Source organism: Nonomuraea purpurea (assembly GCF_042650645.1).
In the GTDB taxonomy this organism is placed as follows: Bacteria; Actinomycetota; Actinomycetes; order Streptosporangiales; family Streptosporangiaceae; genus Nonomuraea; species Nonomuraea purpurea.
This window is the reverse complement of record NZ_JBHSBI010000001.1, coordinates 192,550-213,605: the sequence shown is the minus strand read 5'-3', so window position 1 is coordinate 213,605 and position 21,056 is coordinate 192,550. Positions and strand designations below refer to the sequence as shown.

General features: G+C 70.6%; 21 protein-coding genes. 11 read left to right on the top strand and 10 right to left on the bottom strand.

The genetic code is table 11. The features are described 5' to 3' along the window. The first annotated feature begins 68 nt into the window (after positions 1 to 68). From ACFOY2_RS01015 to ACFOY2_RS01005, 3 genes are all read left to right on the top strand, one after another. Positions 69 to 1,370, top strand: coding sequence for a hypothetical protein (locus tag ACFOY2_RS01015; RefSeq protein ID WP_379525955.1), 1,302 nt, complete (start codon positions 69 to 71; stop codon positions 1,368 to 1,370). Positions 1,371 to 1,454: 84 nt separating this feature from the next. After that, positions 1,455 to 2,195, top strand: a complete 741-nt coding sequence (locus tag ACFOY2_RS01010) for a GntR family transcriptional regulator (RefSeq protein WP_379525954.1) — start codon at positions 1,455 to 1,457, stop codon at positions 2,193 to 2,195. An 80-nt stretch (positions 2,196 to 2,275) separates the two neighbouring features. Beyond that, positions 2,276 to 2,455: a hypothetical protein gene (locus tag ACFOY2_RS01005; RefSeq protein WP_379525953.1), complete on the top strand. Its 180-nt coding sequence runs from the start codon at positions 2,276 to 2,278 to the stop codon at positions 2,453 to 2,455. A 65-nt stretch (positions 2,456 to 2,520) separates the two neighbouring features. Here ACFOY2_RS01005 and ACFOY2_RS01000 read toward each other — a convergent pair whose 3' ends face one another. The 7 genes from ACFOY2_RS01000 to ACFOY2_RS00970 form a co-directional block, all read right to left on the bottom strand. Continuing rightward, on the bottom strand, positions 2,521 to 3,507 hold the full coding sequence (locus tag ACFOY2_RS01000; RefSeq protein WP_379526439.1) for a TerC family protein: 987 nt from the start codon (positions 3,505 to 3,507) through the stop codon (positions 2,521 to 2,523). An 8-nt stretch (positions 3,508 to 3,515) separates the two neighbouring features. Next, positions 3,516 to 4,004, bottom strand: coding sequence for a hypothetical protein (locus tag ACFOY2_RS00995; RefSeq protein ID WP_379525952.1), 489 nt, complete (start codon positions 4,002 to 4,004; stop codon positions 3,516 to 3,518). After that, positions 4,004 to 5,494, bottom strand: coding sequence for an Nramp family divalent metal transporter (locus ACFOY2_RS00990; RefSeq protein ID WP_379525951.1), 1,491 nt, complete (start codon positions 5,492 to 5,494; stop codon positions 4,004 to 4,006). Before ACFOY2_RS00990 ends, ACFOY2_RS00995 begins: the two co-directional genes overlap by 1 nt. A gap of 80 nt (positions 5,495 to 5,574) precedes the next feature. Then, positions 5,575 to 7,686, bottom strand: a complete 2,112-nt coding sequence (locus ACFOY2_RS00985) for an acetate--CoA ligase family protein (protein WP_379525950.1) — start codon at positions 7,684 to 7,686, stop codon at positions 5,575 to 5,577. After that, positions 7,687 to 8,910, bottom strand: coding sequence for a formyl-CoA transferase (gene frc, locus ACFOY2_RS00980; protein WP_379525949.1), 1,224 nt, complete (start codon positions 8,908 to 8,910; stop codon positions 7,687 to 7,689). A 13-nt stretch (positions 8,911 to 8,923) separates the two neighbouring features. Beyond that, positions 8,924 to 10,645, bottom strand: coding sequence for a thiamine pyrophosphate-binding protein (locus tag ACFOY2_RS00975; RefSeq protein WP_379525948.1), 1,722 nt, complete (start codon positions 10,643 to 10,645; stop codon positions 8,924 to 8,926). A 56-nt stretch (positions 10,646 to 10,701) separates the two neighbouring features. Then, complete coding sequence (locus ACFOY2_RS00970; protein WP_379525947.1) at positions 10,702 to 12,153, bottom strand: molybdopterin molybdotransferase MoeA; 1,452 nt, start codon at positions 12,151 to 12,153, stop codon at positions 10,702 to 10,704. 103 nt (positions 12,154 to 12,256) lie between these two features. Between ACFOY2_RS00970 and ACFOY2_RS00965 the strand changes: the two genes are divergently transcribed. The 7 genes from ACFOY2_RS00965 (at position 12,257) to ACFOY2_RS00935 (ending at position 17,592) form a co-directional block, all read left to right on the top strand. After that, positions 12,257 to 13,234, top strand: a complete 978-nt coding sequence (locus tag ACFOY2_RS00965; protein WP_379525946.1) for a 2-dehydropantoate 2-reductase — start codon at positions 12,257 to 12,259, stop codon at positions 13,232 to 13,234. 38 nt (positions 13,235 to 13,272) lie between these two features. Further along, positions 13,273 to 13,413, top strand: coding sequence for a hypothetical protein (locus ACFOY2_RS00960; protein WP_379525945.1), 141 nt, complete (start codon positions 13,273 to 13,275; stop codon positions 13,411 to 13,413). Beyond that, positions 13,406 to 14,266 (top strand): formate dehydrogenase accessory sulfurtransferase FdhD, encoded by an 861-nt coding sequence (gene fdhD, locus ACFOY2_RS00955; RefSeq protein WP_379525944.1) that lies wholly within the window; start codon positions 13,406 to 13,408, stop codon positions 14,264 to 14,266. Before ACFOY2_RS00960 ends, fdhD begins: the two co-directional genes overlap by 8 nt. Positions 14,267 to 14,475: 209 nt before the next feature. Further along, positions 14,476 to 15,396, top strand: coding sequence for a metal ABC transporter substrate-binding protein (locus ACFOY2_RS00950; RefSeq protein WP_379525943.1), 921 nt, complete (start codon positions 14,476 to 14,478; stop codon positions 15,394 to 15,396). Beyond that, the gene (locus ACFOY2_RS00945) at positions 15,393 to 16,169 is read left to right on the top strand and encodes a metal ABC transporter ATP-binding protein (protein ID WP_379525942.1); all 777 of its coding nucleotides are present in this window, start codon (positions 15,393 to 15,395) and stop codon (positions 16,167 to 16,169) included. Before ACFOY2_RS00950 ends, ACFOY2_RS00945 begins: the two co-directional genes overlap by 4 nt. Before the next feature lie 40 nt (positions 16,170 to 16,209). Next, positions 16,210 to 17,082 (top strand): metal ABC transporter permease, encoded by an 873-nt coding sequence (locus tag ACFOY2_RS00940; RefSeq protein WP_379526438.1) that lies wholly within the window; start codon positions 16,210 to 16,212, stop codon positions 17,080 to 17,082. 120 nt (positions 17,083 to 17,202) lie between these two features. Then, on the top strand, positions 17,203 to 17,592 hold the full coding sequence (locus ACFOY2_RS00935; protein WP_357810335.1) for a Fur family transcriptional regulator: 390 nt from the start codon (positions 17,203 to 17,205) through the stop codon (positions 17,590 to 17,592). A gap of 5 nt (positions 17,593 to 17,597) precedes the next feature. Here ACFOY2_RS00935 and ACFOY2_RS00930 read toward each other — a convergent pair whose 3' ends face one another. Then, positions 17,598 to 18,500: a DMT family transporter gene (locus ACFOY2_RS00930; RefSeq protein ID WP_379525941.1), complete on the bottom strand. Its 903-nt coding sequence runs from the start codon at positions 18,498 to 18,500 to the stop codon at positions 17,598 to 17,600. 71 nt (positions 18,501 to 18,571) lie between these two features. On the opposite strand from ACFOY2_RS00930, the gene ACFOY2_RS00925 reads away from it, so the two are divergent. Then, complete coding sequence (locus tag ACFOY2_RS00925) at positions 18,572 to 19,120, top strand: CGNR zinc finger domain-containing protein (protein ID WP_357810342.1); 549 nt, start codon at positions 18,572 to 18,574, stop codon at positions 19,118 to 19,120. Positions 19,121 to 19,153: 33 nt separating this feature from the next. Here the strand turns inward: ACFOY2_RS00925 and ACFOY2_RS00920 are convergent, their stop codons facing one another. Further along, a complete protein-coding gene (locus ACFOY2_RS00920) occupies positions 19,154 to 19,822 on the bottom strand; it encodes an L-2-amino-thiazoline-4-carboxylic acid hydrolase (RefSeq protein WP_379525940.1) in 669 nt (222 codons plus the stop codon). A gap of 144 nt (positions 19,823 to 19,966) precedes the next feature. After that, entirely contained in the window at positions 19,967 to 21,004 is a 1,038-nt protein-coding gene (locus ACFOY2_RS00915; protein ID WP_379525939.1) for a saccharopine dehydrogenase family protein, read from the bottom strand. Between the last annotated feature and the right edge of the window lie 52 nt (positions 21,005 to 21,056).

The following is a 21,056-nucleotide window of genomic DNA, read 5'->3' as shown; positions in this document are numbered from 1 at the left end:
TATACCGTATGGAGTATCCTCCGTCTAGGGTCTCGACAGGGGTCGGTCTTCTGGATATTCCATACAGTATGGAGAATGCAATCAGGGACTGGCGGGGTCGTCCGTACCTCCCAGGGCCCGTCCCCGCCGACCGCACCCGCATGTTCTGGCTGGCCTGGGCGTCCATGGCCGCGATCAGCCCGCTCCAGTACGGCTACGCCGCCCTACTCGCCGGGCACGCGGCCGGGCTGACCCTCCTGGCCGTCTGGATCGCCTGCCAGGCCGCAGGCGCTCTGCCCGCCCTCCACCTGGTACGGCGGGGCCGCCTGAGCGTGCGCGCCTGCCTGGCCGCCGGCGCGGCGCTGAGCGGCCTGGGCCTGGCCACGGCCGCGCTCACCGGCCTCACTCCCGCCGCACTCGGCGATCCGCCCGCCGACCTGACCCTCGCCGCACTCGGCGGTTCCGGCCTGGTGGCCTTCGTCGGCTACGCACTGCTCGGCGGGCTCGGCGCCGGCCTGGTCTACGGGGTCTGCGGCGAGGTCGTCTTCTCCTGGTACCCGGAACGGCCCGCCGCCAGGGTCGGCCTGATCACCGGCGCCTTCGGGTACGGGGCCGTCCCCCTGCTGGTCTGGGCCGGGATCGCCCCGGGGTCGACCTCCGCGGCGTTCCTGGTGGCCGCCGCGCTGGCCGTGGCCGTCATCGCGACCGCCGCCCGGCGCCTGCGGCTGCCCCCGGCGCTGTGGTGGCCCGACGACGTCGACCCCCGCTCGCACGCACTGAACGCGGCCCGGCTGCGCACCACGCCCGAGGCGGCCAGGCAGTTCAGGCTCGGACAGGCGCTGCGCACACGGACGCTGCCCGCGCTGGCCCTGATCCTGACGTGCGCAGGGGCGGTTTCGGTGTTCGACGTGATCGTGGTCGCCGGCACGGGGGCGTGGGGCGCGCTGGCCCTGCTCGTGACGTTGAACGGGGCCAGCAGGTCGCTGGCCGTGCGGGCCTCGGAGCTGTTCGGCCGCAGGCGCGTCCTGACCGCCGTCCTGGGCGCGCTCGCACTGGGCCAGGCGCTGCTCGCGGCGGCCGTTCAGGACGGTGCGAGGAGCGGGCCGCTGTTGTGGCTGGGGGCCGTCGCGGCCGGGGTAGGCGGCGGCGCCTTCTACCCGCTGCTCGCCAGCCTCGTGCGCGAGTTCTTCGGCACGGAACGCGCCACCGAGATCCACGCCGTCGTCTACAGCGCCAAAGCCCTGGCCGGTGTCGCCGCCGTCGCCCTGGCCCTGCTCGCCCTGACCGCCCCCGCGACCGCCCTGCTCACGGCCGCCGTCCTCGCCGCCCTGCCCGCCCTGGCCACGCCCCGCCTGCGCATCCCCGGCCTGCCCGTCACGATCCCTCTGTGATGAGATTCACGCACCGTGACGAACGCTCGGACGGTATTCTGTAGGCAGTCGACGAAAAACCATTACGCACTCCTGGAGCGTGACATGTTGCTGTCGGATCAGGCCGGTCAGACGGCGGCCGCGAAGATTCAACGCCCCGCCACGCTTCGGGAGAGCGTCATCGAGGCTATCCAAGAGCTCATCGTCTCCGGGCAACTCCGGCCGGGTCAGCACCTCGTCGAGAGCGAACTGGCCGGCCTGCTCGGCGTCTCCAGGCAGCCCGTCCGCGAGGCCCTGCAGCAGCTCAGCGGCGAGGGCTGGGTGGATCTGCACCCGGGCCAGGGCGCGTTCGTGCACGTTCCGACGCTGGAAGAGGCCGACCAGTTGCTGGCCGTGCGCGCGCTGCTGGAGACCGAGTCCGCGAGGCTGGCCGCCAAGCACGCCGACGAGCAGGGCGTGCGGCGCCTGCGCGAGCTCTGCTCGCACGGCATCGCGGCCGTGAAGTCCGACGACGTGGACGTCGCGGTGGCCACCAACTCCGAACTGCACGCCCTGGTCACGGCGCTGTCGGGCAACAAGGTGCTGGCCGAGCTGGCCAGCCAGGTGGCCAGGCGGGTGCGCTGGTATCACACGCCGGTGGCCCGCCAGCGCGGCATGACCTCCTGGGAGGAGCACACGGCGCTGATCGACGCCATCGAGGCCGGCGACGAGCGCCGCGCGGCGAAGATCATGCGGGAGCACACCGAGCACACCCGCGTCTCCTACATGGAGCAGCGCGAGAACGAGCCCGCGGAGCCCGCGCCCAGCAAGCCGGTGCGCCGCCGCCGTCCGCGCCGGCTGGGTTGACCTGACGTTCACACAAGACCACATGCTCCGCAACACCTCGGGTAGAGGATGGAGCTGAAGAACAGGGAGGTGCATGATCCATGAAGGCGCTCATCCGCTTTCTCCTCGGTGATCCCGCGGGCCAGGCAGCAGACGGCCGGTCCATCGGCCTCGGCCTGAGCACGGCGCTCAGGAAGCACTACTCCGCCGACGAGGCGGAGCGCTACCTGCGCCGTTGGGCCGCCGGCCACGACGTGCGCGAGAGCCCACGGCAACGCTGACGCGCGCAGCGGACTGAACGCTGACGAGCCGCGGCAGGGGTGTCACCACCCCCGCGCGGCCCGGGTCAGCGCTCCGCGGGCTCGGGCTCCACCCCCTCCGCCCTCTTCTCCCTTTTCGCGTCGCGAGCCGACTTGACGAGGCTCAAGACCGTGGTGACGGCGAGAGTGCCGACGATGACGCCGAGAGAGACCAGGATCGGGATCTCCGGCGCCCACGAGACGCCGTCGTGGTGCAGCGCCTCCATGATCAGCTTCACCCCGATGAAGGCCAGCACCACCGACAGCCCCTTGCTCAGGTAGACGAGCCGGTCCAGCAGCCCGCCGATGAGGAAGAAGAGCTGGCGCAGCCCCATGAGGGCGAAGGCGTTGGCGGTGAAGACCAGGTAGGGCTCCTTCGTCAGGCCGAAGATGGCCGGGATCGAGTCGAGCGCGAACAGCAGGTCGGTGGTCCCGATGGCGACCATGACGATCAGCATCGGGGTGACCATCCTGCGGCCGAGGTGCACCGTGAGCCGGGCGCCGTGATAGGTGTCCGTCGTCGGGAGCACCCGGCGCACCGTGCGCAGGGCGACGTTCTCGGAGAACTCCGCCTCCTCGTTCTCGCTCCCGATCAGCTTCCACGCGGTGTAGACGAGGAAGGCGCCGAAGACGTAGAAGAGCCAGTCGAACCTGGTCACCGCCTCCGCGCCGGCGGCGATGAACGCGCCGCGCATGAAGAGCGCCAGGATGATGCCGATGAGCAGCACCTTCTGCCGGTACTGCCGCGGCACCTGGAACCTGCTCATGATCAGTAGGAAGACGAAGAGGTTGTCCACGCTGAGCGAGTACTCGGTGATCCACCCGGCGAAGAACTCCCCGCCGTGCGCGGGCCCCGACAGCAGGAGCAGGCCGACGCCGAAGGCCACGGCCAGGCCCACGTAGAACGACACCCAGCCCACGCACTCCTTGAAGGAGGGCTCGTGCGGGTTGCGGGCGACGAGGTAGAAGTCGAAGGCGAGCACGACGCAGAAACCGCCGATCGTGGCCAGCCAGATCCACAGGGGCAGGTCCATCGCCGGAATCATCGGCGTGCTCCCTTCCGTACGCGCACCATCTGGGCGAAGCGGACGTACTGGGCGAGCAGTTCCTCGGCACGCGGGTTGACGGCGGCGCGGCGCACCAGCCAGTGCGGCATGAGTCGCTCGTGCAGCCAGACGAAGCCGATCGCGAAGCCGAGGCTCACCATCGCCTGGTAGGCCAGGAACGGCAGCACGCCGTCGGACAGCCCGACCCCGGCCACGCTCTCCTGCGCCAGCCGGGAGACGGGGAAGGCCGCCATCCAGTACAGGCCGACGGGGCCGAACGTCCCCGGCCGGAAGATGCCGTGGCCGAGCAGCATCCCGTACAGGCCGCCGAACAGGGCCAGCGGCACGGCCAGCGCGAGCGCCGACAGCGTGGCCAGCCCGATGGGCTGCCCCGCGAACAGGGTCAGCCCACCGGCCATGGCACCGGCGACGGCTCCGATCGACGCCCCTGGCAGGGCGAGTTCGATGTTGTGCCGTCCGCCCATCAGCCCACGACCACGCCGTAGGCGAACAGACTGTAGAAGAGCATGCCGAGGTAGAACACCGCGCCGAAGCCGATGATCAGGTTGGTCCACCACTTCGGCCTGATCGGTTTGGGCAGCATGCGGTTGTTCACCAGGAGCAGCGTCACGCAGTACGCGCCCATCGCGAAGGTCGACAGGAACGCCAGCGTGTCCAGGATCCCGCTGGGGCCGTCGGCCGGGCCGAACAGCAGGATCAGGATGCCGAAGATGATCACACCCCAGAGGAAGATCCCGTACAGGCGCGACATGCCCAGCTTCTTCGCCCCGGGGACGAAGTTGTAGGTCATGTCAGCCTGGCCGCGGGAGAAGGAGTCGAACAGCCCCAGCGTGGCGTTCAGGCCGATGAGCGCGATGAACCCGAGGAAGACCACCCCGAGCACCGAGCTGCCCGCAGAGGAGACGGCATTGGCCATCGCGGTCAGCGCCACCTCCCTGTCGTCGCCCTGGATGACCGCCCGCACACCCGGGTTCTGCCGCACCGCCGCCTGCGCGATCACCGTGAAGGAGATCGTGACCAGCATGGTGATGCCCCAGAACAGCAGCAGCGCGTCGAAGGTGACCCAGCGCCGCCAGCCCTTCCACTTGGCCATCTCGGCCGGGTTCTCGGTGTCGAACATGAACCCGCGCGCGGGCATCTCCTCTTCCTCGCCCGCGTGCCGCAGCCCGCGCACCTTCGGGATGTGCACGCCCATGCCGGCGCCGGAGTCGCGCAGGTGCAGCGTGTACCACATCTGCTGCATGCCCGACGGGCCGGCGAACGCGCACGCCCCGACGATCACCGGGAACCAGGCCGCCGACATGGCCTCCGACGGCAGATAGCCGAAGGAGAACATGCCGCTGATCGTGGAGACCACGTCCCCCCACGAGCCGACCATGGCGGCGACGATGGCCGTGCCGAGCACGAGCGCGCCGATCAGCAGGGAGAGCACGTTCTCGAGCACGTTGTAGATCACCTTGGCCAGGCTGAAGACCACGCCGACGAGCACCAGCCCGAAGATCGCGGTCACCACCCACGGGATCCCGGTGATCTCCTCGAAGGCCGCCGCTCCCGCCGACAGGTGCCCCGGCCAGATGTAGACGGCGATGGCCACGATGAAGAAGAACCACATCAGCGGCTTGAACACCCGGGCCGCGCCGGAGAAGATGCTCTCTCCCGTGGCCATGGCGTAGCGCGCCATCTCCAGCATCACCACGGCCTGCAGGGTGACGCCGATCAGGAACAACCATCTGATCTCGGGCCCGAACAGCAGCACCAGCCTGGGCCACATGTACGACTCGCCCATGCCCACGCCCAGCGCGACGAGGAAAACCGTCGGCCCGAGAATGTGCACCGACGGAGGCGCGTCGGGCAACTTCCTGATGGGCATCGGCTCAAGCCGGCCCGCTTTCCATACTCGTTGATCCTCGACCGGCGGCGTGGCCGTCGCCGGTGGTGTGTTCGATGTGTCCACCTACGGACCTCCTGGGGGGGTTGTTGCCTTCCTCGTGCGCCCCGATTAGCCCCCTCGCCTGCGGGCGCCGCGCTCGGCTCTTAGCGCAGCAGCCCGGCAGCCCTGGCCCAGCGGTACTTCGCACCGAGGACCGCGACGGGCTTTTCCGTCGTGTATGGGTACGCGACCACGCCGTGCTCGAACAGGTACTCGCTGGCCTCCTCAACCTCGGTGTCGCCGGCGAGCGACGCCACGACCGGCTTGATGTTGCCCTTCGCCCGCTCCTCCGCCACGACGCGGGCGATGAGCTCGGCGAAGACCATCGGCGGCGTCACGATCGTGTGCCAGTAGCCCAGGACCAGAGCGTGGATCCGGTCGTCGGACAGACCGAGCCGGACCGTGTTCTCGTACGTCGAGGGCGGTTCGCCGCCGGTGATGTCGATGGGGTTCCCCGCCGCGCCGAAGGGCGGGATGTAGGCGCGGAAGGCCGCGTCCAGGTCGGGCGGGATGTCCATGAGGGTCAGCCCGGCGTCCACGATGGCGTCCGACAGCAGCACGCCCGAGCCGCCCGCCCCGGTGATGATGACGACGTTCTCGCCCTTCGGCGCCGGCAGCAGCGGCAGCGCGCGGGCGTACTCCAGCATGTCGTTGAGCCCGGGGGCGCGCACGACGCCGGCCTGGCGCAGGATGTCGTCGTAGACCTTGTCGTCGCCGGCCAGAGCCCCGGTGTGCGAGCCCGCCGCCCGCGCGCCCATCGCGGTGCGCCCGGCCTTGAGCACGATGACCGGCTTCTCCTTGACCACCCGGCGGGCCGCCTCGACGAAGCCGCGCCCGTCCTTGAGGTCCTCCAGGTGCATGGCCACGGCCTTGGTGTTGTCGTCCTGCTCGAAGAAGGTCAGCAGGTCGTCCTCGTCCACGTCGGCCTTGTTGCCGACGCCGACGATGGCCGACACGCCCATCTTCGTGGTGCGGCTGAAGCCCAGGATGGCCATGCCGATGCCGCCGCTCTGCGAGGTCAGCGCCACGCTGCCCTTGACGTCGTACGGCGTGCAGAACGTCGCGCAGAGGTTCTCCGGCGTGTAGTAGTAGCCGTAGATGTTGGGGCCCAGCATGCGCACGCCGTGCCTGCGGGCGATCTCGACGATCTCCTTCTGGCCCTCGACGTTCCCCGTCTCGGCGAACCCCGACGGGATCATGATGGCGCCCGCCACGCCCTTCTCCCCCGCCTCCTCCAGCGCCGGCGGCACGAACTTGGCGGGGATGGCGAACACGGCCACGTCCACGTCGCCGGGCACGTCGGCGATGCTCTTGTAGGCGGCCAGCCCCATGATCTCGTCGGCCTTGGGGTTGATCGGGAAGATCTGGCCCCGGTAGCCGCCGTTGATGAGGTTGCGCATGACCGAGTTGCCGATCTTGCCGGTCTCGGCGGAGGCGCCGATCACGGCGACCGAGCGCGGCTTGAAGATGCGGGTCATCTGCCGCAGGATCTCCTCGCGCGACAGCCTGGCGACCTCTTGAGGCTTGTCGCCGATGAGGATACGCACGTCGGCGGCCACCGCGCCGTTCGCGTCGGCGAAGACGGGGTTGAGGTCCACCTCGACAATCTCGGGGATGTCGGTGACCAGCCTGCCGACGCGTTCGATCAGCCCGGCCAACGCCGCCCTGTTGGCGGGCTCCGCACCGCGGGCACCACGCAGCACCTCGGCCGCTTTGATGTCGTCCAGCATCCCAAGGGCATCATCACCCGAAACCGGGGCAAGCCTGAAGGTCACATCCTTCAGCACCTCGACCAGGACACCGCCCAGGCCGAAGGCGATGACCTTGCCGAAGGTGGGGTCGGTGACGGCCCCGACGATGACCTCGTGGCCGCCGCCGACGAGCTGCTGGACCTGGACGCCGTCGATCGTGGCGTCGGGGTTGTAGGCGCGGGCGTTGGCCAGGATGGTGTCGTAGCCGGCGCGTACCTCCTCGACGGTCTTCAGGCCGACCAGCACGCCGCCGGCGTCGGTCTTGTGCAGGATGTCGGGCGAGACGATCTTCAGCACGATCGGGAGCCCGATCTCCTGCGCCAGCCGCGCGGCCTCGTCGGCCGAGGTGGCCAGGCCCTCCCCGGGGGTGGCGATGCCGTACGCCTGGCACAGCAGGCGCCCCTCCGGGGCCGTGAGGGCGGTGCGCCCTTCGGCGAGCGCCTTCTCGATGACTTCGTGCGTCACTTAGATGACTCCGTTCGTCCTGAGTTCGGCGAGTTCGTCCGCGCTCACGCCGAGCTCGCCGTAGATCTCCTGGTTGTGCTCGCCGAGCAGGGGCGGGGTGTGCACGTCCACCGGCGAGTCGGAGAGCTGCAGCGGGCTGCCCACGGTCACGAACTCGCCGCGCTCCGGGTGCTCGACCGCGACGACGATGCCCTCCTCGCGCAGCGACTCGTCCTCCACCAGCTCCTTGGTCGACAGGATCGGCCCGCACGGGATGTTCTCGGCGTTGAGCTGGTCGAGAACCGTCCACTTGTCGTGGCGCAGCGTCCACTCCTCGATGAGCTGGAACATCTTGTCCAGCTTCGGCAGCCTCGCCTCCGGCGTCGCCCACTCGGGGTCGTCGGCCAGCTCGGGGCGGCCGATGATGCCCGAGATCGGCTTCCAGCCGACCGGCTGGACGATGACGTAGATGTAGTCGTTCGGGCCGCCGGGGGCGCAGCGCACCGCCCAGCCGGGCTGGCCGCCGCCGCTGGCGTTCCCCGAGCGCGGCACCTCGTCGCCGAAGGTCCTGTTCGGGTACTCGCGCAGCGGGCCGTGCGTCAGGCGCTGCTGGTCGCGGAGCTTGACGCGGCACAGGTTCAGCACGGCGTGCTGCATGGCCACCTGCACGCGCTGCCCGCGCCCGGACTGCTCGCGCTGGTAGAGGGCGGCCAGGATGCCGGCGACCGTGTGGATGCCGGTGCCCGAGTCGCCGATCTGGGCCCCGGTGGCCAGCGGCGGGCCCTCCTCGAAGCCGGTGGTGCTCATCGAGCCGCCCATGGCCTGGGCGATCACCTCGTACGCCTTGAACTTGGCGTACCGGCCCGCGCCGAAGCCCTTGATCGAGGCGTAGATGAGGCGCGGGTTGAGCTCCTGGAGGCGCTCCCAGGGGAAGCCCATGCGGTCGACCGCGCCGGGGCCGAAGTTCTCCACCAGGATGTCGGCGCTCTTCACCAGCTCGGTGAAGATCTCCTTGCCGCGCTCGCTCTTCATGTTGAGCGTGATGCTGCGCTTGTTGCAGTTGAGCATCGTGAAGTAGAGGCTGTCGACGCCGGGCACGTCGCGCAGCTGCTGCCGGGTGATGTCGCCGGTCGGCGCCTCCAGCTTGACCACGTCGGCGCCCAGCCAGGCCAGGAGCTGGGTGCAGGACGGGCCCGACTGGACGTGGGTCATGTCAAGGACGCGGACACCTTCGAGTGCTTTCATGTCGGTGTCTCCCCTACTTGTACATCGTCTGGTTCATGGTTCCGGGGGCGTAGACCTCGGGATCGACCCAGACGTTGATCAGTGAGGGCTTGCCCGACTCCCTGGCCCGCTCCAGCGCGGGGCGGATCTCGGCCGGGTCGCGGACCTCCTCGCCGTGGCCGCCGAGCAGCTTGGCGAACTCGCCGTAGCGGATGTCGCCGAGGGTGTTGCCGACGCGGGCGCGGTCCTCGCCGTACTTGACGGCCTGGCCGTACCTGATCTGGTTCATCGAGGAGTTGTTGCCGATGACGCCGATGAACGGCAGGTCGAAGCGGACCATGGTCTCGAAGTCCCAGCCGGTCAGGCTGAAGGCGCCGTCGCCGAACAGGCAGAGCACCTCCTTGTCGCGCCGCGCCTGCTTGGCCGCCATCGCGAAGGCCATGCCGACGCCGAGCGTGCCGAGCGGGCCCGGGTCCATCCAGTGGCCCGGCGACTTGGGCTGGACGACCTGGCCGGAGAAGGTGACGATGTCGCCGCCGTCGCCGATGTAGATCGTGTCCTCGGTCAGGAACTCGTTGATCTCGTGGACGAGGCGGTAGGGGTCGATGGGCGAGGCGTCGGAGAGCTGGCGCGGCAGGCGCTTGTCGTACGCCTTGGTCTCGACCGCGCGCAGTTCCTCCAGCCACTCCTTGCGGCGGGCGGCGGCGTTTTCGACGCGGCCGCTCGCGGCCTGGGCCGCAGCCGCGAGGACGAGGCCGGCGTCGCCCACGATCCCCAGGTCAATGTCCCGATTTTTCCCGACAGTGCGGTAGTCGAGGTCGATCTGGACGACGGTCGCCGTCGGCGACAGGCGCTTGCCGTAGCCCATCCTGAAGTCGAACGGGGTGCCGACGATGATGATCAGGTCGGCCTCGGTGAAGGCGTACCTGCGGCTGAGCTGGAAGTGGTGCGGGTCGCCCGGCGGGAGCGTGCCCCGGCCCGAGCCGTTCATGTACGCGGGCACGTTCAGCGCCCTGACGAAGTCGATCGCCGCGTCGGTCGCCCTGCACGTCCACACCTGGCTCCCGAGCAGGATGCACGGCTTGTCCGCGTGCGCCAGCAGGTCGGCCAGCCGCTCGATCGCCTCGGGATCCCCGGCCTGGCGGGTGGAGGCCCGGTAGCGCCCCGGCTCGGGGATGCGCGCCTTCTCCAGCGGCACCTTGGCGTCGAGCACGTCACGCGGGATCTCCAGGAACGACGGCCCTGGAGCGCCGTGGTAGCACTCGCGGAAGGCCATCGACACGATGTCGGCCACCCGTTCCGTGCTGGGCACCGTGGCCGCGAACTTGGTGATCGGGGTCATCATGTCCACGTGCGGCAGGTCCTGCAGCGAGCCCATCTTGTGCTGGCTCAGCGCGCCCTGTCCGCCGATGAGCAGCATGGGGCTCTCCGCGCGGAAGGCGTTGGCCACGCCCGTCACCGCGTCGGTCGTGCCCGGCCCCGCGGTGACCACGGCGCAACCGGGCTTGCCCGTGACGCGGGCGTACCCGTCCGCGGCGTGCGCGGCCACCTGCTCGTGGCGTACGTCGATGACCTCGATGCCCTCATCGACGCAGCCGTCATAAATGTCGATGATGTGGCCGCCGCAGAGCGTGTAGATCACGTCCACGCCCTCGGCCTTGAGCGCCTTGGCTACGAGATGACCGCCAGAGATCGTTTCCGACATCATGCCACCCTTTCCCGGTTTCCCGGTGATGGAGCCCACTGTCTTCCGCATACTGCATACCGTATGAACGCAATGGTTACTCCCTCACGAACGGCCTGTCCAGCCCCCTACGGCAACTCGATCAGCTCGACCTGCTCACCGGCCCACCCCGGCGGGACCACCGCCAGGGCGTCCGCCAGCGCGGCCCCCCACAGGGATCCCGGCCGGTCATGGCCCACGGGGACGGCCCCCTCGCCCGTCCTCCTGACGGGCACCAGCCGGGTGTCCCTCGGGTGCGCCCGCACCGCCCCCGCCAGGGCGCTCGTCTCCTTGGCCGCCGCCGTACCGGCCAGCTCACGCAGGACGGGAGCCAGCAGCGTGAGCGCGGCCGCCAGGGCCGCGAACGGATTCCCCGGGAGGCCGACGAGCAGGCGGCCGTCGGGAAGGCGCGCCAGCAACTGCGGATGCCCCGGCCGCACGGCCACACCATCGATCAGCACGTCGGCGCCGAGGTCGGCGAGCACCGCACGGAGGTGATCGGCGGGCCCTTTGGACGACGCGCCGCACACCACGACGACACCCGCCGCCGCAACCACCTCCCCCAGCCCACCCTCGGACGCGGCAGACGCCCCACCACACGAAACGCCCCTGCCCTCAGTCACGCCACCGCCCAGCTCACCGCCATCTGGAGCGCTGCTGCTTCCAGCCGGTGGGGCCGTGGTCGGGGTGGCGGGTGGGGCAGTAGCCGGGACGGCGGGTGAAGCCGTGGTTGGGGTGGCGGGTGAGGCCGTGGTTGGGGTGGCGGGTGAGGCCGTGGTTGGGGTGGTGAGGGCTTTTGTGAGGGGGTGGGGGGCGTCGGGGAGGCGTAGCGTGGTTGTGACGTGGCCGCCGGCCCACTCCACCAGGCCCGGCAGGAACGGGCCGATGGCGTCGCGGACCCGGCCCGGCGCCGGCAGCCCTTCGTGCACCACCTCGTCCCCCGTGACCAGCACCGCCACGCGCGGCCGTGGACGTACCAGCAGCGTGTCATGCCCGAGACCGGCGGCCAGCCCGAGCACGACGGGCGTCACCACCGCGCCCGCCCCCAGCACCACGGCGCCCTCGGCGATGTCCTCGCCCCGCCGCCTGATGTGCTTGCCCACCTCGATGAGGCCGTGCGCCCACGTCGGCGCCCAGTCCGGGGAGGCCGCGGTCGCCCCCTCGCCCTGCGGCGTTCCGTGGGTGATGGTGGCGTGTTCCCAGGGCAGGACCGCTTCCGCGCCCGCCGGCACCGGCGCGCCGGTGGCGATTTCCACGGCCTCCCCGCCCAGGAGCGCGGCTTCGTGGGGTGCGCCCCCGGCCAGGACGCGGCCGACCACGCGCCAGGGCCCTTCGCCGGCCACCGCGTAACCGTCCATGGCTGAGACGTCCACCCCTGGGACCGGCACCAGCGCTGTGAGCGGGGCGGCGAGACGGCAGCCGAGCGCTTCCCGCAGGGGTGTCGAGACGGGCTTGGGCGAGCATGCCGCCCCGGCCGCGAGGGCCCGTGCCGCGGCCCATGACATTGCTTCCACCAGCCGATCATGCCCGACAACGGTCATCGGAGAGCTCCTTGACCCGATTTTTTCCATACTGTATACCGAATGCACGGTAGGGCGCGTTGAGCGACCTGCCGCAATCCGACGCGAGAACGGAGCGCGCAGCATGAAGGTCGCTGTTCTTGGCGCCGGCGCCATCGGCGCGTACGTGGGAGCCGCCCTCCACCGGGCTGGAGTCGAGGTGCACCTCATCGCGAGAGGCGCGCACCTGGAGGCGATACGCGGTGCCGGTGTGCGGGTGCTCACCCCCAGGGGCGATTTCGTCGCCCACCCCCATGCCACCGACGACCCCGCCCAGGTCGGCCCGGTGGACCACGTCTTCCTGGGCCTCAAAGCCAACAGCTACGCCGCCGCGGGCCCCATGATCCAGCCGCTCCTGCACGAGAGCACGAGCATCATCGCCGCGCAGAACGGCATCCCGTGGTGGTACTTCCACGGGCTCGACGGCCCCTACGAGGGCTACCGCATCGAGAGCGTCGATCCGGGCGGCGCGGTCACGACCGCGTTGCCGCTGCACCGGGCGATCGGCTGCGTGGTGTACGCCGCCACCGAGATCGAGCGCCCCGGCGTGATCCGCCACCTCGAAGGCACCCGCTTCTCCATCGGCGAGCCGACGGGCGAGTTGTCGGAGCGGTGCGCCGCCTTCAGCCGGGCCGCGATCGACGGCGGCCTGAAGTGCCCGGTCGAGTCGGATCTGCGGCGCGACGTCTGGATCAAGCTCATGGGCAACATCGCCTTCAACCCCATCAGCGCCCTGGCCAGGGCGACGATGGCCGGGATCTGCCGCCACGACGGAGCCAGGGAGTTGGTCGTGGCGATGATGCGTGAGACCGTGGACGTGGCCAGGAGGGTCGGCTGCGATCCCGGCATCTCGATCGAACGCCGTCTGCGGGGCGCGGAGAAGGCGGGCGAGCACAAGACGTCCACGCTCCAGGATCTGGAGAAGGGCAAGCCGCTGGAGCTGGACGTGCTGCTCGCGGCGGTGGTGGAGCTGGCCGACCTCACCGGCGCCGATGTGCCGACGCTGCGTGCGATCCACGCGGTGAGCGATCTGCTCAACGAGAACCTTGTCCGCGCGGTCTAGTTCGGAATACCGTAGTCTGTATACAGAACGAAGGAATCATGAGCTATGACCGCCTGATTCATCCACTGGTGCGCGAGAACGGCGTGCCGCGCAGAGCGACCTGGGACGAGGCGCTGGAACAGCCCTCGCCGCACGACAACCCATGCGTCAAGGGCCAATTCGGGTACGGCTATGTCTAGAGTCGCCGTCAAACGGCGCATCCTGCGCGTCAAGGACGCCGTCCCCACGCGCAGGATCGACTCACTGGCCGCCGAGGAGCCCCTGGAGATCCGCCTCGACGGCACCCCGCTGACCGTCACCATGCGCACGCCCGGCGACGACTTCGACCTGGCGGCCGGGTTCCTGGTCAGCGAGGGGGCCGTGGGGTCGGCCGCCGACATCGAGACGATCCGCTACTGCGCCGGCGCGACCGTGGACGGCGGCAACACCTACAACGTGCTGGACGTGCGCCTGGCCCCCGGCGTCCCCGCGCCCGCCCCGCGCAACTTCTACACCACCTCCTCCTGCGGCGTCTGCGGCAAGGCGTCGCTGGAGGCGGTGCGCACGGTGGCCCGCTGGAGCGCGGCGGACGACCCCGTCGAGCTGGCGCAGTCGACCGTCGCCACCCTGCCGGACCGGCTGCGCGCGGCCCAGCGGGTCTTCGACAGGACCGGGGGCCTGCACGCGGCCGGGCTGTTCACGGCCGACGGCGAACCGTTGTGCGTCCGCGAGGACGTGGGCCGGCACAACGCCGTCGACAAACTGCTCGGCTGGGCGCTGCGCGGCGGACGCCTCCCGCTGCGCGGCGCCGTCCTGATGGTGTCGGGGCGGGCCTCGTTCGAACTGGTGCAGAAAGCCGTCATGGGCGGGATCCCGGTACTCGCCGCGGTCTCGGCACCGTCGTCGCTCGCGGTCGAACTGGCCGCGGAGCAGGGGCTGACGCTCATCGGGTTCCTGCGCGGGACCTCGATGAACGTCTACACCGGCGAGCGGCGCCTGAACGTCACCCCGGGCGCCGGCAACGGCTCTGCCGGCGCGCCTCCACCGAGGTGATGGCGGGATGCCGGACGGCGTAGCGCCCTGCCCCCCAGCCGCCGTCCGGCACCCTGCTTACGGCCTCCGCTCCGCAGAGGCGGGCTCGGTCGCCTCACGCCGCCGTCTTCCCCCGCTCTGGTCGCTTCGCTCCCGCCGCTCCTCCAGACGACGGCGCTCCCTCGCAGGGATTTTGACAACCATTTTCATTTTGTCGCATACTGACGTACATGATGTCAGGATTTTCCCGGTCGTCGGCTGCGGGTTTGCTGGCCGCGGCGTCCGTGCTCACCCTCGCCGCCTGCGGGTCCGGTTCGGCCGAGACCGCCGCCACGAGTGGCAAGCCCGAGGTGGTCGCCGCGTTCTATCCGCTCCAGTGGCTGAGCGAGCAGGTCGGGGGATCCGACGTGCAGGTCAGCGTGCTGACCTCCCCCGGCGTCGAACCGCATGACGTGGAGCTGGGCATCCAGCAGGTCACCGCCCTGCGCGACGCGGCGCTGACGGTCTACATCAAGGGCATCCAGCCGGCCGTGGACGACGCCGTCGACGCGGACAAGAGCTTCGACGCCGCCACCGCCGTCGCCACGCTGCCTGCGGGCGAGCACGCAGAAGAGGAGGAGGCGCACGGCCACGAGGAGGTCTCCTACGACCCGCACCTGTGGCTCGACCCCGCCCGCCTGGCCACCGTGGCCACCAAGCTCGGCGAGCGCCTCGGGGCGGCGGACCCGGCGCACGCGCAGGCGTACAAGGACCGCGCCGCCGGCACGGCGGCCACGCTGGGCGCACTCGACCAGGAGATCGCCAAGGGCCTGACCACCTGCAAGTCCAAGACCCTGGTCACGGCGCACGAGGCGTTCGGCTACCTGGCCGACCGCTACAAGCTCAAGCAGATCGGCATCACGCTCGACCCCGAGACCGAGCCCTCCCCCGCCCGTCTGTCCGAGGTGGCCAAGCTGGCCAGGGCCGAGGGCGTCTCCACGATCTTCACCGAGACCCTGGTCAACCCGAAGGTGGCCGAGGTGCTCGCGAACGAGGTCGGCGCCAAGACCGCCGTCCTGGACCCCTTGGAGAGCAAGCCCTCCGGCGATTACCTGTCCGCCATGCGCGATAACCTCAAAACCCTACAAACAGCACTGGGGTGTACGGCATGAGCGAAACGGCCTTCGCGATGACCGGCGGCCGGGTCTCCTTCGATGGCAAGCCCGTCCTTCGGGGGATCGATCTGACCGTCAGTCCCGGGGAGGTCGTGGCCCTCCTGGGCGCCAACGGCTCGGGCAAGTCGACGCTGGTGCGCGCCCTGCTCGGCCTCACGCCGCTGAGCGGCGGCCAGACCCTCGTGTACGGCTCCCCGCCGGGCAGGTTCCGCGACTGGTGGCGCATCGGCTACGTGCCGCAGCGGCTCCAGGTCGGCGGCGGCGTGCCCGCCACAGTGGGCGAGGTCGTGGCCTCGGGCCGCATCGCCAGGCAGCGCAGGCTCCGCAGGACCAGCGCCGCCGACAAGGCGGCGGTGGCCTCGGCGCTCGAAACGGTCAGGCTGGCCGACCGTGCGGGCGACCCGGTCCAGTCGCTGTCGGGCGGCCAGCAGCAGCGGGTGCTCATCGCCCGCGCGCTGGCCGGGGAGCCGGACACGTACGTGATGGACGAGCCGACGGCCGGCGTGGACGCCGAGACCCAGCAGTTGCTGGCCGACACGCTGTCCGGGCTGGTGCTCGGCGGCAAGACGGTGGTGCTGGTCGCGCACGAGCTCGGCCCGATGGAGCCGGTCATCACCCGAGGCGTGGTGATCCGCGAGGGCCGCGTCGCCCATGACGGCCGGCCGCCGCGCCCCGAGGGCGACTGCGCCAGGCCGGGACACGAGCACCAGCATCCGCACGCCGAGGAGCCGGCCGCCGGGCCGCTCACCGGCTGGCAGGGGGAAGCATGATCGCGCGAACGGCCGGGCGCGCACGGAGGGACGTGGCATGATCTTCGAGCTGCTGCAGGAGAGCCTGTTCCAGATGGCGCTGGTCGCGGCGCTGCTGGTGGGCCTGTGCGCGCCGGCCGTGGGCACGTTCATCGTGCAGCGGCGGCTGTCGCTGCTGGGCGACGGCATCGGCCACGTGGCGCTGACGGGCGTCGCGCTGGGGTTCCTGACCGGCACGGCGCCGGTGCTGACCGCCGTGGTCGTCTCGGTCGCCGGCGCCGTGGCCATCGAGCTGGTGCGGGCACGCGGCAGGACGAGCGGCGACGTCGCCCTGGCACTGCTGTTCTACGGCGGGATCGCGGGCGGCGTCATGCTCATGGGCATCGCGCCCGGCGGCAGCAACGCCAAGCTTAACTCCTACCTGTTCGGCGCCATCGCCAGCGTCACCGCCGAGGACCTCTGGGTCATCGCCGCCCTGGCCGTCGCCGTGATCGGCGTGGTCGTGGTGTTCGGCAGGGAGCTGTTCGTGCTCTGCCAGGACGAGGAGATGGCCAAGGCCAGCGGCCTGCCGGTGCGCTTCCTCAGCCTGCTGATCGCCGTCACGGCCGCGCTCACCGTCGTCATCGCCATGCGCGTGGTCGGTCTGCTGCTGGTCAGCGCGCTGATGGTGATCCCGGTGGCCACCAGCCAACAGCTCACCCGCGGCTTCCGCGCCACGATGGGGCTGGCCATGCTGTTCGGGGTGCTGGCCTCGGTGGGCGGGCTGCTCGCCTCCACCTACTCCGCCAAGGTGCCCCCTGGCGCCGCGATCGTCCTTCTTGCGCTCGCAGGCTTCGTCTTGGCCCTCGGGGTCGGTAGATTCGTACGGCGAGGCCGTACCCAGGAGTCGATTGTGAGCGAGCGCCCCAACATGCGCGTCGAGGAGGTGGCGTGACCGAGCTCGTCGAGGTCATCAATAAGCGGGGAAACATGGGCCCGACGAGGGAGGGTTCATGAGCGAGCTTGTCGAGGTCATCAATAAGCGGGGAAACATGGGCCCGACGAAGGAGGGTTCATGACCGCGAGACGCGATGCCGTGCACGACGCCCTGCGCAACAGCGAGGGCTTCCGCAGCGCGCAGGACGTCTATGCCGAGATGCGCCTGCACGGAGCCAAGATCGGGCTGACCACCGTCTACCGCGCCCTGCAGGCGCTGGCCGACGGGGGCAAGGTCGACGTGCTGCGCACCGACGAGGGCGAGTCCGTCTACCGCGCGTGCGCCACCGACACCCACCACCACCATCTGGTGTGCCGCCGGTGCGGGCGCACCGTCGAGGTGGCCGGGCCCGCGGTCGAGCGGTGGGCCGAGGCGGTGGGCAGCGAGCACGGGTTCACCGAGATCACCCATACCGTGGAGGTGTTCGGCACCTGTTCGGTCTGCTCGGCCCCGGCCCAGACGGGCTGAGGGCCCTAGACTCCGGCCTCGACCACGGGCGGCGGGGCGGGCGCGGGGCTCTTGCGTCTGGAGCCGTACAGGACTCCCAGCACGATCACGGCGCAGCCGGCGAACTGCAGCGGCGACGGGCGCTCGTCCAGTGCCAGGGCGGAGATCGCCATGGTCGTCATGGGCTGGATCAGCAGCAGCAGCGCGGTCAGCGCGGCCGGCTGACGCGGCAGCGAGTACGTGATCAGCGACCAGCCCAGCACCTGCGGCCCCAGCGCGAGCAGCAGCAGCCACCCGTGCTCCGGCCAGCTCGGTGTGAAGTCGGCGCCGCCGAACAGCGGGCTGAGCAGGGCGATCGTGACGGTGCACACCACGGTGGCGTGCGCCAGCGGCCCTGCGGCGCGCTCGGAGCCTGCCTTCATCAGCAGCAGGAACGCCGCATACGAGATGGACGTGGCTATCCCGGCCAGCACCCCCATCATCGGATCGCTGCCGTAGGCGGCGCTGTCGAAGACCCCGGAGATCAGCACCACCCCGCAGAACACCACCGGTGTCGCGATCATCAACCGGCTGGTCGGGCGCTCCTTGAACACCGCCCACGCGGCGAACGCCACGAGGAAAACCTGCAGATTGCCCAGGACTGTGGCGAGACCCGCACCCACATACTCGATAGCGTGGTGCCAGAACAACAGATCGAGCGCGAACACCATGCCCGCCAGCCAGGCCAGGACCGCTCCCTTGAGCGGCAGCGGACCGAGCCGCCGCCGTTCCAGCCAGGCCAGGACCAGCATCGGCGGCACGGCGTACGCGCAACGGAACAAGGCGGAGGTCGCCGGCGATACATCCGATAGTCGTACCAAGGGCCCGGAGACGGAAATGATCAGTGCACCCGCGATCGCGATCAGGACGAAACGACGATGTGCACTCATGAAAACCCTTCGACGCCCACTCAGCAGATACGCTGCGACCACGCTAGAACCAGGCGCAGACAGGAGTCAACATGCCGTTTGGCCATGACATGGTGCATTCTCTGGCCACCGTTGTCGAACTGGTCAATACCTCGCCGTCCACGGGCGGTGACGAGGGCCTGCCCAGCCTGGCCGAACTTCGGGCATTCGTGGAGTCCCGCCAGATCAGCGGCGTCACCGCCCTCACACCACGGGATCTGGGGCAGGTGCGCCTCGTGCGCGAGGCCTTCCACCGCGTCTTCATCTCCAAGGACCAGGCGGCCGCCGTCCGCCTGCTCAACGCCCTGCTCTCCGAGACCAGCATCACGCCGAGGCTCACCGAGCACGACGGCCATCCGCTGCACATGCACTACTTCGCCGCCGACTCGACGCTCGCCGAGCACGTGGCCGCCGACTGCGGGGTGGCGCTGGCACACCTGCTGGTGGAGGGGGAGGCCGAGCGGCTGCGCACCTGCTCGGCCCCCGACTGCGACCGCGTTTTCGTGGACGAGTCACGCAACCGGTCGCGGGTCTACTGCGACAGCCGCACGTGCGGCAACCGCATGCACGTGGCGGCCTACCGCGCCCGCCGCCGCGCCTGACCGGGGAACAGGCGCGGCGGCCACCTCACGGCGTCAGTCGCGGCTGAAGTGGAACGGGCAGTGGCTGCCGCCCAGGCCGATCGTGGTGCGCCGCTCGAAGCGGAAACCGTGCGCTTCCGGATCGATGGCCTCGATCCAGTTGGCGTCGAACTCGCACATGGCCGGCGTCAGCTCAGGCGCGTCGTTGGCGACCAGCACGTCGTGGTAGAAGCACCGGCGCACGTCGAGGTGGTAACGCCGGTCGTCGTCGACGGCCCGCTCGAAGATGAAGCCCTGCCCGAACGCGTGCTCCTCGCGCGACTTCGACATGGCCACCATGGCCTGGAAGGGGTCGGGCGCGGCGTCCAGCATCGCCCTGGTGCCCGCTTTCATGGAGTCGCTCAGCGGTCCGATGAACGCCACGCGCACGGCGTCGATCGCCGCGTCGTCACCAAGCCGCGGACGCAGGGACTCGTAGGCGGCCACCAGGGCCACGGTCATGCGCAGGTTGTACCGGGCCGGCTCATCGATGATCAGGTGCTGGTTGGCCGCTTCGAGCTCGTCCTGACGGGCCCGCATCGCGGTCACGAGATCGGCGGGCAGCGCGTGTGCCCGCAGGATCGCGGCGATGTGGTCGTAGAAGCCGTCGAGCAGAATGGCGGTGTCACGGTCGGGGTCGGGGACGTAGTCGCCCTCGGAGAGCCCGAACTGGTCGGTGGACATCGCGGTCCTTTCGTGTCGGGCTCGGCCACGCACACGACCACGATCCTGCCCGGAGGCATGACTGGCCGTGCTCGCGACCGAGCGAGCACGCCAGCGCGCTCCACCGACCTACCGGGCGCTGACAAGCTGATGATGTTGTCGCGCTCACCCTAACACCTGCCAGGTGACGCCGAGGTGGTTCAGGAAGCTCTCGGGGTCGAACGCCTGCGCCGGTGTCAGCGTGCCGGCCGGAGCGCCGTCGGCGACCAGGCGGCGGGCGCCCTCCACGGCGATCACGGCGGTCGTCCCGTATCCGTCGGAGCCCGTCACCCAGCCGCGGGACCGCCGCCCGTCCGGTCCCGTGGCCTCGGCCAGCATCAGCCAGCGCGACGCGCTCCTGGTCTGCGGGTCCACGGTCTCGGGGACGGCGTCGACGACGTCCGGGGTCAGGCTCGAGAACATGGCGGCCACCTCCGAGCGGATCACGCTGCGGACGCGGCGGGCGCGGACGTGGCGGGGCACGGTGACGACGCCGGGGAGCGCGAACACCGAGACGGGCGCCTGGCCGGGCTCGCCTGGGACGGCCAGGGAAACCGGCCCGCCGGACGCTCTCGGGGGCCCGGCGTCCGGGGGTGGGGCCGCCGTGCGCCAGGCGCCGTCCTCGTACTCCAGCGGCCCCTCCGCGAACACCGCCGCCATCGACCGCGCGGTCCCCCGCGACCCGCCTGCGGGGTGCCGCAGGTCCGCGACCACCATCTCGTCCACCACCCCGAGCCTGGCGGCCGTCAGATGGGCGATCATGTCCCCGGGCCCGCCGTCGTCGGCCATGGCGGGCACCACCGAGACCCCCGCCCGCCGCGCATCCTCCCAGAACCCGTCCAGCACCCGCCCGATGTAGCGCTGCTCGCCGGTGGTGTCCACGTAGTGCGCCCCTGCCGCGATCGCGGCCCTGACCACCGGCTCTCCCAGCAGGGTGAAGGGCCCCGCGCAGTTGATCACGGCGTCGCAGCCCCGCAGCGCCCCGGTCAGCTCGTCCAGCGACGCCACCCGGATGTCCGCCCCGTCGGCGCCCGCCTCGGCGGCGGCCTTGCGCAGGCGGTCCTCGTCCCGCCCGACGAGCACCGGGGTCAGCCCCCGGCGCAGTACCTCCGCCACTGTGAGACGCCCGGTGAAACCGCTCGCCCCGTGCACAGCGATCCTCATCGCTCGTTCCTCCTTCGGTTGTCCCAGTTCCGACCGTAGGAGGGTGGGCGCG

What these genes read in the sequence shown, in the direction of transcription:
- ACFOY2_RS00995 (WP_379525952.1), bottom strand. Translation starts at nt 4,004, where the DNA reads ATGGGCGGACGGCACAACATCGAACTCGCCCTGCCAGGGGCGTCGATC.
- ACFOY2_RS00930 (WP_379525941.1), bottom strand. Translation starts at nt 18,500, where the DNA reads ATGAGTGCACATCGTCGTTTCGTCCTGATCGCGATCGCGGGTGCACTG.
- ACFOY2_RS00965 (WP_379525946.1), top strand. Translation starts at nt 12,257, where the DNA reads ATGAAGGTCGCTGTTCTTGGCGCCGGCGCCATCGGCGCGTACGTGGGA.
- ACFOY2_RS00970 (WP_379525947.1), bottom strand. Translation starts at nt 12,153, where the DNA reads ATGACCGTTGTCGGGCATGATCGGCTGGTGGAAGCAATGTCATGGGCC.
- frc (WP_379525949.1), bottom strand. Translation starts at nt 8,910, where the DNA reads ATGAAAGCACTCGAAGGTGTCCGCGTCCTTGACATGACCCACGTCCAG.
- ACFOY2_RS00915 (WP_379525939.1), bottom strand. Translation starts at nt 21,004, where the DNA reads ATGAGGATCGCTGTGCACGGGGCGAGCGGTTTCACCGGGCGTCTCACA.
- ACFOY2_RS00925 (WP_357810342.1), top strand. Translation starts at nt 18,572, where the DNA reads ATGCCGTTTGGCCATGACATGGTGCATTCTCTGGCCACCGTTGTCGAA.
- fdhD (WP_379525944.1), top strand. Translation starts at nt 13,406, where the DNA reads ATGTCTAGAGTCGCCGTCAAACGGCGCATCCTGCGCGTCAAGGACGCC.
- ACFOY2_RS00950 (WP_379525943.1), top strand. Translation starts at nt 14,476, where the DNA reads ATGATGTCAGGATTTTCCCGGTCGTCGGCTGCGGGTTTGCTGGCCGCG.
- ACFOY2_RS00920 (WP_379525940.1), bottom strand. Translation starts at nt 19,822, where the DNA reads ATGTCCACCGACCAGTTCGGGCTCTCCGAGGGCGACTACGTCCCCGAC.
- ACFOY2_RS01000 (WP_379526439.1), bottom strand. Translation starts at nt 3,507, where the DNA reads ATGGACCTGCCCCTGTGGATCTGGCTGGCCACGATCGGCGGTTTCTGC.
- ACFOY2_RS00935 (WP_357810335.1), top strand. Translation starts at nt 17,203, where the DNA reads ATGACCGCGAGACGCGATGCCGTGCACGACGCCCTGCGCAACAGCGAG.
- ACFOY2_RS00945 (WP_379525942.1), top strand. Translation starts at nt 15,393, where the DNA reads ATGAGCGAAACGGCCTTCGCGATGACCGGCGGCCGGGTCTCCTTCGAT.
- ACFOY2_RS01005 (WP_379525953.1), top strand. Translation starts at nt 2,276, where the DNA reads ATGAAGGCGCTCATCCGCTTTCTCCTCGGTGATCCCGCGGGCCAGGCA.
- ACFOY2_RS00960 (WP_379525945.1), top strand. Translation starts at nt 13,273, where the DNA reads ATGAGCTATGACCGCCTGATTCATCCACTGGTGCGCGAGAACGGCGTG.
- ACFOY2_RS01010 (WP_379525954.1), top strand. Translation starts at nt 1,455, where the DNA reads ATGTTGCTGTCGGATCAGGCCGGTCAGACGGCGGCCGCGAAGATTCAA.
- ACFOY2_RS00975 (WP_379525948.1), bottom strand. Translation starts at nt 10,645, where the DNA reads ATGCGGAAGACAGTGGGCTCCATCACCGGGAAACCGGGAAAGGGTGGC.
- ACFOY2_RS01015 (WP_379525955.1), top strand. Translation starts at nt 69, where the DNA reads ATGGAGAATGCAATCAGGGACTGGCGGGGTCGTCCGTACCTCCCAGGG.